11 protein-coding genes are annotated in these 12,428 nt (G+C 45.2%); 4 read left to right on the top strand and 7 right to left on the bottom strand.

Annotated features, from left to right (window positions below; all coding sequences use genetic code 11):
* Window positions 1–103: 103 nt before the first annotated feature.
* The 4 genes from WC496_05010 to WC496_04995 form a co-directional block, all read right to left on the bottom strand.
* Window positions 104–454 (bottom strand): tetratricopeptide repeat protein, encoded by a 351-nt coding sequence (locus WC496_05010; GenBank protein MFA5292379.1) that lies wholly within the window; start codon window positions 452–454, stop codon window positions 104–106.
* Window positions 455–1,093, bottom strand: coding sequence for a DUF2959 domain-containing protein (locus tag WC496_05005; protein ID MFA5292378.1), 639 nt, complete (start codon window positions 1,091–1,093; stop codon window positions 455–457).
* Window positions 1,094–1,194: 101 nt separating this feature from the next.
* Window positions 1,195–1,827, bottom strand: coding sequence for a PilZ domain-containing protein (locus WC496_05000; protein ID MFA5292377.1), 633 nt, complete (start codon window positions 1,825–1,827; stop codon window positions 1,195–1,197).
* Between the two features lie 53 nt (window positions 1,828–1,880).
* A complete protein-coding gene (locus tag WC496_04995; GenBank protein ID MFA5292376.1) occupies window positions 1,881–3,071 on the bottom strand; it encodes an acetate kinase in 1,191 nt (396 codons plus the stop codon).
* A 141-nt stretch (window positions 3,072–3,212) separates the two neighbouring features.
* Here WC496_04995 and thiE point away from each other — a divergent pair, with 141 nt between their 5' ends.
* The 3 genes from thiE (at window position 3,213) to WC496_04980 (ending at window position 8,756) form a co-directional block, all read left to right on the top strand.
* Window positions 3,213–4,265 (top strand): thiamine phosphate synthase, encoded by a 1,053-nt coding sequence (thiE, locus tag WC496_04990; protein ID MFA5292375.1) that lies wholly within the window; start codon window positions 3,213–3,215, stop codon window positions 4,263–4,265.
* Between the two features lie 529 nt (window positions 4,266–4,794).
* Window positions 4,795–7,245 carry a methylenetetrahydrofolate reductase C-terminal domain-containing protein gene (locus WC496_04985; protein ID MFA5292374.1) on the top strand — a complete coding sequence of 817 codons (2,451 nt, stop codon included), beginning with the start codon at window positions 4,795–4,797 and terminating at the stop codon, window positions 7,243–7,245.
* Between the two features lie 86 nt (window positions 7,246–7,331).
* Window positions 7,332–8,756: a UTP--glucose-1-phosphate uridylyltransferase gene (locus WC496_04980; GenBank protein MFA5292373.1), complete on the top strand. Its 1,425-nt coding sequence runs from the start codon at window positions 7,332–7,334 to the stop codon at window positions 8,754–8,756.
* 7 nt (window positions 8,757–8,763) lie between these two features.
* On the opposite strand, the gene WC496_04975 is transcribed toward WC496_04980, so the two are convergent.
* Genes WC496_04975 through WC496_04965 form a run of 3 tightly spaced genes read right to left on the bottom strand, consistent with a single transcriptional unit; the run spans window position 8,764 to window position 11,059 of the window.
* Complete coding sequence (locus WC496_04975) at window positions 8,764–9,234, bottom strand: hypothetical protein (protein MFA5292372.1); 471 nt, start codon at window positions 9,232–9,234, stop codon at window positions 8,764–8,766.
* Window positions 9,235–9,261: 27 nt separating this feature from the next.
* Complete coding sequence (purN, locus tag WC496_04970; protein ID MFA5292371.1) at window positions 9,262–10,320, bottom strand: phosphoribosylglycinamide formyltransferase; 1,059 nt, start codon at window positions 10,318–10,320, stop codon at window positions 9,262–9,264.
* Window positions 10,321–10,324: 4 nt separating this feature from the next.
* Complete coding sequence (locus WC496_04965) at window positions 10,325–11,059, bottom strand: C4-type zinc ribbon domain-containing protein (protein MFA5292370.1); 735 nt, start codon at window positions 11,057–11,059, stop codon at window positions 10,325–10,327.
* A gap of 149 nt (window positions 11,060–11,208) precedes the next feature.
* Between WC496_04965 and WC496_04960 the strand changes: the two genes are divergently transcribed.
* The gene (locus WC496_04960; GenBank protein MFA5292369.1) at window positions 11,209–12,423 is read left to right on the top strand and encodes a U32 family peptidase; all 1,215 of its coding nucleotides are present in this window, start codon (window positions 11,209–11,211) and stop codon (window positions 12,421–12,423) included.
* Window positions 12,424–12,428: the final 5 nt, after the last annotated feature.

Below are 12,428 nucleotides of genomic sequence, written 5' to 3'. Positions count from 1 at the left end.
TTCTATTCAGTTCTGATTCGTGATATATCGATACATACTTGCTTTTCTTAACAAAGCCAAGCTACCGAAGCAAGCAGTAAAAGTGTAGCGGGTTCGGGAACACTTACTTATTAATCAAGTTAAACAATTTGTTTGCCAGTTCCGCGTCCAAAGTTTTTAAGATTTTATACTCTTCTAAAGCTGCACCATTATCGCCAATTGCAAAATACGTAACGCCAAGCATATTATGTGCCTTGGCATAATCCGGCTTGATTCTTATGGCCTGCTTATAGGCTTCTATGGCATCCTGATAGCGGCCAAGACTGCCGTATGTAACCCCAAGATTATAGTATGCCTCGGCATCATCTGGATTCTCCTCTGTTGCCTTTTGGAAATAAGCAAGTGCAGCAGGCCAGTTTTCCTGCCGCAATTCTTTTAAGCCTTTGTCAATTAGCATTTGGGAGGATTCTCTCATTTATTCCTGCATAGTTTTGATGAAGCTGTCTGCTTCGGCGATTGATTTTTCCATCTCCGCTATCAATTTGCTTATATCAGCTTCCATCGTAGTTACTTCGCTTTGAAGCGAAGCGACGGCCTGCGCGTTTAAGTTATGCTTTAAGAATAATACCTGGTCGCGAAACGCCGAAAGAACCGGCTCGATTTTAGTCTCGGCTTTTTTCATCGCGCCAATCAATTGCGTATATCTCTGTTGGGTCTGGTCGAGCTTCTTTTTGCTTTCCGCTCTCAAGTCGGCATTGCTATACTGGTCAAGCTCCTTTGTCCATTCGTCAAACAATGCCTTTGCGACATCTTCAACATCGGCAATGCGTTTTTTAACGGCTGAGGCTTTGGATTCGCTCTTATCGAGTTCGCTTTTAAGCGTATCGTATTTTTCCTGCAACCGGCCGGTGGGTACGTTTACAACGCTTTTAAACTGTTCCAGCGCCGAGGTGAATTGTACCTTTGTTTCCTCCTGCGCATCGCGGGCATTTTTTACACGGTCAACGAGAATATCCCTCTTGTACTTGCCGAATTTTTCCATTGTGCCGTAATAAACGCTTTGACAGCCTGCCGCAAATAATAATATAACTGATACTAACGCCGTTTTTTTCATTTTTTCGTTCCTTCAATACGCACAACATTGCGGATATATTGTACAGGAAGGCGGCGCTAAAGCAAGAGTGCAGAAAGATGAATTAAAGGGGGAAATCGGGTTTATACCGGTTCGAGGATGGTTACGTCGGCGTCGTTGGGCAGTTTCTGCTCTGCTGGTTTGAACGGCAGAGACTCGGCAAACTGTACCGCTATTCGTTTTAGAAAACTGTTCTCGTTGTTTATGCGGCATATTTTCGCGGTTCGTGTAAATTTTCGATTTTGAATATTGCCGTCAGGGGTAAACCATGGAAGAGTGAAATGGGCGGTAATCGATTGGCCGACATCCGGGCAGGAACGTCTGTTATAACAGGTAAAGGCCATTCCGCCGCTGCTGATGTCGAGCATCTGGCCCTGCCATGTTTTGCTGCCGTTGGCGGGACTGAACCAGATTCCGCTTCGGTATTGAAGTCTCTGTTCTCTGCGCCGCTGTTTGAAATCGCAGGGTTCGCTGTTTCTGTCTTTTAAAATCCAGAAGGTTTTTTCGACGATGAGCTTCCATTCGTTTTCGCTGAAACCTGCGGCTATGGCATCGGCCCCGATGTGAGCGATGAATCTTGCGTTGGCGGGCATAACGGCTCTTGCGCCACAGACGATTTTGCCGTTGTAAACGTAGAGATTGAGCGAGGCATTTGTGGCACTGGGCCTGTTCTCAACCGCCTCGGATAATAAACGTTCTATTTCGGGGACGTCCATGCCGGTTATATCGGCATAAATAAATGCGGATTTAACCTTAAAGGGACAGGGCGTTATTTCGCGAGCGTGAAAGTGTCCTGCGCTATCGCTAATTCCTCATTTGTAGGGATTACGAAGACTTTTACCCTGCTGTCGGCAGATGTTATGAGACCTTCGAAGCGAATTGTTTTTTGATTTTCGGCATGGTCGATTTTGACGCCAATCTGGTCAAGACCGCTGCAGGCCTGCTCCCGTGCTTTGGCGCCATTTTCGCCGATTCCGCCGGTAAAGACAATCGCGTCCAGTTTGCCCAGCGCGGCGGTATATGAGCCGATGTATTTCTTTATCCTGTAACAGAAGATATCGAAAGCGAGTTTGGCTTTTTCGTTGCCGGCGTCGGCCTGAGCGAGAAGATTGCGCATATCGTTCGATACGCCTGAGATACCGAGCAGGCCGCTTTGTTTGTTGCACATATTATTAAGGGCTTCGACGCTGTAACCTTTTTCAGCGAGGTAAAAGAGAATGGCCGGGTCGAAATCGCCGCTGCGTGTTCCCATGACAAGACCTTCGAGCGGAGTAAGGCCCATCGAAGTGTCGATGCTTTTGCCTGCTTTTACAGCAGTCATCGAACAGCCGTTACCGAGATGGCAGGTGATAATATTAACTTCATCTAATTTTTTGCCCATCATCGCGGCGGCTCTGCCGGCGACATATTTATGACTTGTGCCGTGGAAGCCGTATCTTCTTACGCGGAATTTTTCGTAAATATCGTAAGGCAGCGCATAGATGTAAGCCGTCTTTGGGATTGAGGTGTGAAAAGCTGTATCGAAACAGGCGACCTGCGCAACATCGGGTAATACCTTTTGCGCGGCCTTTATGCCGGTCAGGTTCGGCGGATTATGAAGCGGGGCAAGGTCGGCAAATTTCTCGATTGACGCGATAACGTTGTCATTAATGATGACAGAATCTGTAAATTCCTCTCCGCCGTGGACAACTCTATGGCCGACAGCGTGGATTTCGGAAATATCCTTTATTACGCCGATTTGGCTGTTTACGAGAGTTTCGAGAATTAGCTGCATACCTGCGGCGTGGTCTTTAGCCTTTGCCTGATTTTTAAATTTTTTGGAGTCGAATTCGTGAGTAAGCTGCGAGGTTTCCTCGCCGATTTTTTCCAAAATACCTTTTGCAAGTACTGTTTCGGAAGGCATTTCGAATAATTGATACTTAATCGAACTGCTGCCTGCGTTGATAACGAGAATTTTCATTTATGTATTGTCCTTTACAGCCTTTATATCCCGCCGGAAGCGGGTAATTTGAAACATTTATTTATAACTATAAAGGCCTGCAAGTCAATTATCAAATTTTTCCTTGTACTTAAAAGAAATGGCATTTAGATTTGATATGTTATGAACCGAACAATTTACCGGGTAATAGACGCCAATTTCAACCGCGGCCGCGAAGGACTGCGGATAGCGGAAGAATTCTGCCGGTTCGCGCTCGATAATGAATCGCTGGCCGGACGGTGCAAACAAATCAGACATCAGTTAAGCTCGGCAATCGGCAAACTCGATACGCAAAAGCTTATCGGCGCCCGTGATACCGAAAACGATGTCGGATGCGGAATGGAAGTAGCCGGTCAAATGAAGCGGGACAGCCTTGAAGATTGCGTAACTGCCGGTTTCGCAAGGACTACCGAAGCATTAAGAGCGATTGCGGAAGCGACGGCGACTGTCGATAGTAAATTCAGCGGCGAGTTCGAAAAACTCAGATACGACTGCTATATTCTTGAAAAGGATATAGCATTATATGGTTATCCGGCGTTAAAGTTCAAAAAGACAAGACTTTACTGCATAATTACCACGGGGGACAATATTGATGCGCTGAAAATCGCCGGTGCATGCGCCAAAAACGGCGCCGATTGTATTCAGTTAAGGGCAAAAAATATTTCAGACTCCGATTTTTTGTCACTCGGACGTGAATTTGTTGATTTATGTAAACAAAATAATGTCGTAAGCATAATAAATGACAGAGCCGATATCGCTGTTGCCGCTGATGCGGATGGTGTTCATCTTGGGCAAGATGATTTACAGGTCAGCGAGGTGCGCAAATTACAACTTAAGCCATTGATTATGGGAATCAGTACGCACTCGATGGCGGAATTGAAGGAAGCAATCAAGCAAAAACCACACTATGTAGGGTTAGGTTCTGTATTTTCTACAAATACCAAACAACAGGTAGAAGTTTGCGGGCTTGAATATATATCCAAAGCGATTGAATTTTTGAAAGATAAATCTATTGAGGCAGTTGCTATCGGCGGAATTAATCCGGAAAATGTGGAAAAAGTTCTTCAGGCAGGGGCAAAAATAATCGCGGTGTCAGGCTGTGTCTGTCAGAGCAAAAATCCTGCCGATGTGTGCAAAAAATTAAAAGAAATTATAGTTAAATATTCCAAGGATTGATTTCACAGCCAAGGTCCGAATATAAGTTCTTTATATAAAAAGGGCTATAACTCAATTCGAAATAAAAAGTTTTCCACTTGCTTATTAACAAGCCGGATTTATATCTTTCGATTCCAATTTAAAGCAAAAAGCTGTGCCATGCGAGCCAATGGTTATAAGACGTTTTTATAGTCTGGTTTTTAACTAATTTAACTTCTTATCCTGCAAGGACTTAATCAGACTATTTTGCAAAAGACCATAGAGTTGTTTTTATCAGGCAGCAAATAGCTGTTATTGAGGCTAATTCCCCTTAGTTGTGTAGAGTGTTTATTTTAACATTGTCTTTGTGTTATCAACACCTTATCCACAGCATAAAAGACTGTTTTTTTCTTTAATATCAGTTCCTATGTCAGCAGTATAGTGTTATAAAAGCCCTGTAAATAATATAGCCGTAAGGCGTATTTTTTTATATCATTCAGCATACCTTTTTAATGGCGTTAGTTACCCGCTAAAAGATTGGCGGTTCTGGAAATGATTAAAGGAAAGATAAATGCAAACAACAGGCAGAAAGAGACTTAGTCAGGCACTTCAAAAAAGAGATGGGTTCGTTATCGTTGCAGAACTTGTCGGCGGGCCCGGCTTTAAATTCGCCCCGATACAAAAATTTTTGACGGCTTTCCAGGCAAGCGGCGGCAAAGATATACCGGCAGGTTTTAATTTTGTCGGTATAACCAATCCGCAAAGCCCCGGCGGAGTTGCGAATATCGAGCCTTCTGATGTTCATCGGTATATCGTCAGCAAAAATCTGCTCGGCGAGCTCGATTTTATTCCTCATATAAGCTGTAAAGATATGAACGCCGACGCAATCACAAGTCTTTTAGCTGCGCATAAATCAGCGGGCATTGAAAGCGTTCTGGCTCTTACGGGCGACAAGCCGGTTTCGGCAAGGGGAGTCTTCGAACTCGAATCAATCGGTTTGCTTGAAAAGATAACACGTCTGAATAACGAAGCCTATATATCTGCGAAAGCGGAGAACCTTGCGGCGACGAAACAATTTTTCGCAGGGGCGGCGGTATCGCCTTTCAAATATAACGAAGAATCACAGATGCAGCAGTATTTCAAGATGGAGAAAAAAATCGCCTGCGGAGCGAAGTTCCTTATTACGCAGGTCGGCTGGGACTGGAAAAAGAGTGTTGAACTTGTGCGCTATCTGAAAGAGATAAATATAGATATACCGGTGCTTGGAAACGTTTATCTTCTAAGCACCATTACTCCGGCACCGAGACTGATGCACGATATAAAACTGCCGGGCTGTTTCGTCAGTGATGAACTTCTTGAAAAAGTTTATTCCGAAACGGTTGACCAGCATATTGAACGTGCCGCCCAGCAAATTGCCATGTATAAATCAATCGGCGCGGCGGGCGTCGATGTCGGCGGAGTGCACGATTATGAAATGTTTGTAAATATTCTGAAACGTGCCGCTGAAATCGGTGATAGCTGGGAGCAGTACAAAGATAATCTCTGCTGGCCGGCGAAAAAAGCGTTTTATCTTTACGACGACGCTGGCAGCAGGGCGAAACTGTCAAAAACAAACAAAACATTCGGGCATTTTGTGTTCAATTGTTTTCACGCAGCAATTCTCGACCCGAAGTACAAGGGTTTTCACTGGCTCAAAAAGATTATGAAATTTTTCGGTACGGACAAAGGCAAAGGGTTCTGCTACAAGTCGTTTAATACTTTCGAGAAATCGGCCAAGTACCTTATGTTCGACTGCGAAGAGTGCGGCGATTGCTATCTGCCGGAGAATTTCGGATTGTGCACCATCGGCGGATGTGAAAAAGGAATGGACAACGCGCCTTGCGGCGACTCGACCGCTGAGGGCAAGTGCGGAAACAATCTCGACAGAATCTGTATCGGCGACAGGATTTATAAAGCCGCGGCTGCGGAAAAAGACGGACTTGAAAAACTCAGGAAGATTATAAACAAGCCGAGAATACCCGCGCTCGAACATACGGCTTCGATAATTAATTATCTTTTCGGCAGGGACCATACAATGAAAAATCCGCTTATCGGAATCGCTGAATCAATACATGCATCAATACCAAAGACCGGGCAGATAATGAAACAACTGCTTGCGCTCGGAGACGATTGTTTCACGAGGACAAGTCCGGAACTGAATTATATAAAGGCGCTGGTTGAATCGCAGGCGGCGGACGGGGCGGACTATATCGCGGTTAATATCGACCAGTTCGGCGAATCCGACCCGGCACTGGCTGTTAAACTTATGAAAGAGTATGTAAAGCTTGTGCGGAAATACGGCAGGGGCGTGCCGGTTTGCGTTGACAGCAGCGACGATAATGTTCTTGTGGCCGGGCTGAAGGAATGGTACGACACAAACGAAAAAGTTGCGCCGCCTTTGATTAACTCTCTAAAGGTTTATACGATGGATAATATGATGCCGCTTAAAAAGCACTTCGACTATAAATTTATCGGTCTGCTTATCAGCGAAGCCAAAGCGGCGACGGACGGTATCGAAGACCTTTATAACCTGGCGAAAACTCTTTATGATGCGGCGATGAAAAACGGATTCAAACCTGAAGAGATATTTTTCGATTCGACCGTTTTTCCTCTGGCGATAGATATGCCGATGACGCCGGGTGTGCCGGGCTTTACATATAGAACTTTCAATACAATCAAACGCATAAAGACCGACCCGCTGCTGAAGAAGTGTCATTTCTCGCTTGGCGTTACCAACAGTGTTCGTGATTTGCCGGCAAGAAAAATCGGAGTTACGAGAGCGTATGTCGAAGTGGCGATGAGATATGGTCTTGACGCCGGTATTGTAAATGTCTCGCATCAGCTCGGACTGAAACCTGCCGACCCGGACCTGGTAAAACTTGTCGAAGCTTATGCGAATTTGGACGGCTCGAATGAACGGCTCAACGAAGCGATGCAGCTTATGGGTGAATTCTGTTCCAAGAACAGAAAGCCTTCCGTTTGACGCAGTTATAATATCTTTGTCTGAAAAGGGTTGCAGTGTAAATTAAAATTTGTTGCAAAATAGAATTCAATTTCTATAATGCGAAAATGATTCAGAAAAGATACGAAACAGCTTTAAGTTTATTGAAACAACATAATCAGCAGCAGCTCCTGGCATTCTGGGGCGAGCTTGATAAGGGCGGCAGAGAAAAACTGCTTTGTCAGATAGAGGAGCTGGATCTCGAAACGCTTGACGAGAAAATAAGACTCTACGTAAAAAATTCTGTTCCGACGGAATTACCGACAGAAATCGAACCTGCCCCTGTGTATCCCGCTTTACCGAAAACCGCTGAGCAGAAGGCTAAATACATCAAGGCGAAACAACTCGGCGAAGAGCTTCTCTCGAAGGGCAAAGTCGCGGCGTTTGTCGTTGCGGGCGGCCAGGGAACGAGACTCGGCTTTGACGGGCCGAAAGGCAATTATGCAATCAGCCCCATAAAAAATAAAACTTTGTTTCAACTGGCGGCAGAGACAATAAAAGCCACGGGTAAAAAATACGGTTTTAAGCCGCGATGGTACATAATGACAAGTCCGCTGAATTACACCCAGACTATGGAGATTTTCAGGCGGGATAAGTTTTATGGTCTTGAATCGTCAAGTGTATTCATCTTCCAGCAGGGCACCGAGGTTAATTTTTCGTCCGAAGGTAGAGTTCTGCTTACGGCCAAAGACACATTGGCGACATCTCCTGACGGTCACGGCGGAAGCCTTAAAGCTCTTTATATGAGCGGCGCTATCGCGGATATGAAAACTCACGGCGCAGAATACATCAGCTATTATCAGGTCGATAATCCGCTGATAAATATTTTCAATCCGATGTTTGTCGGTCTGCACGCGATGGACAACGCCGAGATGTCGTCAAAGGCTTTGATAAAATCGGGGCCGTTCGAAAAGGTCGGAAACTTTTGCCTGGTTGGCGACAGGGTAACAGTGATTGAATACAGCGATTTGCCTGACGAACTTGCGGAAAAGAAAAATTCCGACGGTTCACTTGTTTTTTCGCTCGGCAGTATTGCGATTCACATTATTAACCGTTCTTTCGTCGAGCATCTTAACGCCAAGGGTTTTGCCCTGCCTTATCATCGGGCAGTTAAAAAGATACCACACATTGATACTCAAACCGGCGCCAAAGTTGAGCCTGAGAAACCCAACGGCATTAAGCTCGAGACGTTTGTTTTCGATGCTTTGCCGCTTGCAAAGAAGTCAATTATATACGAGACAATCCGCAGCGAGGAATTCGCGCCTGTGAAAAACAAAACAGGTGTGGACAGCGCGCCGGTTACAAGACAGATGATGATTGACCGTGCGGCGGCGTGGCTTGAGCAGGCCGGCGTAAAAATTCCGAGAAAATCTGACGGCTCGCCGGATTGCACAATTGAAATCTCGCCATCCTTTGCGATATGCCCGGAAGATATTTCTGCAAAAAAGCTGAAGATAAAAATTGAGCCCGGGAAATCGGCTTATTTGAGTTGATAAGTTATCAGGGGTTAATTTGCTTTTGCAGGTGTTCTTTGAGCCATTGAAGCTCCTGCTGTTTCTGCTGGGTCATAAGGATTTGTTCAAACTGTTTTTTGCTCATCCATTCGACTCTGCCGTCAAGCCACAGTACGATATAACCAGCTTTTACAAGCCCATAGTAGTTTTTTTTGGCATAGGCAAGAATTGTTTTATCAGGCTGTGCACCAAATTCTATCCACGGTGCTCTATATTGGAAAATTCCAATTCTGACGGCACCAATTTTTTCTATGAACTGTTTTGCATAAGATTCATTTGGCAGTGAACCATATTGTTTGCGGTATTGAAGGAGATCCTTTCCGAGAAGCTCCATTGCCCGCATGGCTTCGGAGCGGTTAATGAAGTTCTTGATGTTTGAGAAGCCGGCAATCATTGCTATTGTAAAAACAACAACAATTACGACGTTGGCAACAAGTTGTTTCTGCTGACGATTCATTAAAAACTTCGCCCTAAAACAGTTTTTTTATTTTATCAGCACACGGTTGTCTTTGACAACCAGTTTTTCGGCTGCGAAAAGCTTTATCGCTTCAGGATATGCGATACATTCCTGTTCAAATACCCTTGCCGCGAGTATGTCGGGAGTATCATCGTTCATAACGGGACAAGTCCGTTGCACGATGATTGGACCTTTGTCATACTCATTCGTACAGAAATGTACTGTGCAGCCGCTGATTTTGCAGCCTGCGTTTAAAACAGCTTCGTGAACGTAATGGCCCCACATGCCCTGTCCGCCAAAAGCAGGCAGAAGGGCCGGGTGAATATTCATTACACGATTCTCGAATTCCGTGGGTATTTTCCAAAGGCACAGCCAACCGGCCTGAATGACAAGGTCAACTCTCGCGGCGAGAAGATTTTTTCTTATCTGCCGGCTGAAGCTGTCGAGGTCGGGAAAATCTTTTTTTCTTATTATTTCCAGCGGCAATTTTGCGGCTTTGGCTTTTTCGACTCCTGCGGTATCCGACCTTGACGAAATAACGGTTACAATCTCGGCGTTCAGCAGTTTCTGCTTAATCAGCTCCTGGATATTAATCATAGTTCTGCCGGAGCCGCTGATAAGAAAACCGAGCCGCAGGTGTTTTGTTTTTTTGTTTTGTGGAGAGCTTTTTTCTTCGATATCCGCCTGGGCATCCATGGCACGGTTTGCCAGCTCATCGGCAATTTTATTTTTTTCACGCGGAACATGTTTCATCTGCCAGCTTGTCAAATCCGCGAGCATATCGACGCATTGACTGTGAAGCTGTCTTATATTTTCGTTCTTGACTTTGTAATCGCCGTTGATTTGCTTGACCATCAGTTCGCTGTCGCTGAAGATTTTTATATTTTTGGCGCCGATAGATATCACTTTTTGCAGGGCCGTAAGCAGGGCGGTGTATTCGGCGATATTATTGGTGGCAAAGGGTAAAAATTTTGCGTGCGCACAGAGCTGTTTGCCGGTCTTATCGGTGATGACAAACGCGCCGGCGGCAGGGCCGGGGTTGCCTCTGCTTCCGCCGTCAGTGTAGATGGTTATGGTATCAACCAAAACTTCAGTTCTCCGTCTCCCTGAAGACTAGAATTCGAGTACAGTTCGGACAGCGAATTATCTCGTCACGGCTCATCAGGGTGTTTGCGGTCTCGGTCGTAAGGGTCATAAAGCATCCGCCGCAGGTATAAATACCGCTTCTGTGGTCGTGCACCTCGATTTCCGCGATGGCTTCGCCGTCATAAGTATCGGCGACTCTTTTAAAGATTTCCAGCGAATCAGCGGAAATATCACGAGCGGCATTCTGCCACTGCCGTTCGATATCAGCGATTTCAGCTTCATATTTTTTGGCCTGCTCTTCGGTTAGTTTGCGAATTTCATTAAGTTCGTTCTTGGCCAGTTCAATCTGCTGTTTTATCTGGTCGCACTGAACCTGATCGGCGTCAATACCTTTCATCAGTTCAAGAGCCTGAGTTTCTATTTTGCTGTTATCGGCTTTTGTGGTATTAAGTTCGGTCAATATTGCCGCATATTCCTTGTTGCTCTTGGCGATGTTAAGCGCAGCCCTGTACTTGGCAAGAGTTTCGTCCACACTTTTAAGCTCAAGTTCAAGCCGGTCGGCCTGAATTCTGGTGAACTGAATCTCTTCCTGCTTGGCCTGGAGAGAATTTTGGAGTGTACGGAGTTGGTTTTCTTTTATGATAACATTCCTACGACAGCGGGTAAGTTTAGCCTTTGCCGCCCTTAAACTGTTTTCAACGCTTTGAAGTTTTACCAGAGCATCGAGTACTGTTCCCATGAACGCTCCTTAAATTGATAAAGACGAAAATACTGAACCCATTATTATTGGTAAAAATCTCATAAATTCAACAAAAAATTTTGTTTTTTTCTGCCAATTTCCGCAATATACTTTAAATTTCTGTAGTAAAAAGGTTAATGGAGCAAGTATTGAAGCCGGAAATAGCAGCGCCAGCAGGAACTTACGAAAAACTCGTCTGGGCCGTTCAGTACGGGGCCGATGCGGTCTATTTTGGTACGGAATTCGGGTCGCTGCGGGCTTATGCGGGCAATTTGACTCTCGATGAAGCGGCGAAAGGCCTTGAATTTCTGCATAAAAACGGCAAAAAAGGCTTCGTAACACTTAATGTTTATCCGTTCAGCGATGAATACGATAAGCTGCTGAATATCGCCGGCAGACTCGAAGAGATGAAGGCCGATGCCCTGATTGTGGCCGATATCGGGCTGATTTTTGAACTCAAAAAAGCAGGCATAAAAACCCCGATTCATATCAGCACTCAGGCAAATACCACAAGCAGCCAGGCGGTCCTTGCCTACAGACAGCTCGGTGCGGCAAGGGTAAACCTTGCGAGAGAACTCAGCTTCGAGCAGATAAAACAGATATATAAAGACACTTCGCAGAGCGGTGTCGAGCTTGAAGTTTTTATACACGGCGCGGTGTGTTTTTCGTATTCAGGCAGATGCGCGATAAGCGATTATCTTACCGGCCGAAAAGCAAACAAAGGCGAATGTACCCATCCGTGCAGGTGGGGATATTCTCTGGTCGAGGAAAAAAGGCCGGATGAATATTTTCCTGTTTTCGAAGATGGGCGCGGGCAATATCTTTTCAACAGCAAAGACCTTGCGCTGTTCGAATTTATCGAGCCGCTTAAAAATATCGGCATAACCTCGTTCAAAATCGAAGGCAGAATGAAATCCGTTCATTATATCGCATCGGTTGTTTCGCTTTACAGGCAGCTTGTCGACGGCAAAAAAATCAGTAAAGAAGATTGCTTGTCGCTTTTGAGCAGACCGAAGAACAGAGGTTATTCGGCAGGCTTTATGAAAGGCTCAATTGAGCCTGATGATTACAGCTATGAAAAGAGCCAGTCAAAATCAAGGTCGGTCTTTGTTGGCGATATTGTTGACGAAAAATCCGAAACCGGCAGCATTTGTCATGTAAGAAATAAAATTTTCGCGGGCGAAAAACTCGAAATGCTTACACCGGCAGGCGATATTTCTGAAATAACGATGCCGAATCCCTTAAAAACTATCGACGGCGAATCGGTGGAATTTATCAATAATCCGCAAAAGATTTTACTTGAGCAGAAATTGCCCGCTTATTCGATACTCAGGAGAGTCGCCGGAATTTCCGGTCTTATTTGAAAGGA

It is taken from the genome of Phycisphaerae bacterium, assembly GCA_041652575.1.
Taxonomy (GTDB): domain Bacteria; phylum Planctomycetota; class Phycisphaerae; order Sedimentisphaerales; family UBA12454; genus UBA12454.
Note: the sequence above shows the minus strand (reverse complement) of the source record. Positions and strands in the feature narration are given on the sequence as shown.

Coding starts and splice junctions, on each gene's coding strand:
- WC496_05010 (MFA5292379.1), bottom strand. CDS start 454: ATGAGAGAATCCTCCCAAATGCTAATTGACAAAGGCTTAAAAGAATTG.
- WC496_05005 (MFA5292378.1), bottom strand. CDS start 1,093: ATGAAAAAAACGGCGTTAGTATCAGTTATATTATTATTTGCGGCAGGC.
- WC496_05000 (MFA5292377.1), bottom strand. CDS start 1,827: ATGGACGTCCCCGAAATAGAACGTTTATTATCCGAGGCGGTTGAGAAC.
- WC496_04995 (MFA5292376.1), bottom strand. CDS start 3,071: ATGAAAATTCTCGTTATCAACGCAGGCAGCAGTTCGATTAAGTATCAA.
- thiE (MFA5292375.1), top strand. CDS start 3,213: ATGAACCGAACAATTTACCGGGTAATAGACGCCAATTTCAACCGCGGC.
- WC496_04985 (MFA5292374.1), top strand. CDS start 4,795: ATGCAAACAACAGGCAGAAAGAGACTTAGTCAGGCACTTCAAAAAAGA.
- WC496_04980 (MFA5292373.1), top strand. CDS start 7,332: ATGATTCAGAAAAGATACGAAACAGCTTTAAGTTTATTGAAACAACAT.
- WC496_04975 (MFA5292372.1), bottom strand. CDS start 9,234: ATGAATCGTCAGCAGAAACAACTTGTTGCCAACGTCGTAATTGTTGTT.
- WC496_04965 (MFA5292370.1), bottom strand. CDS start 11,059: ATGGGAACAGTACTCGATGCTCTGGTAAAACTTCAAAGCGTTGAAAAC.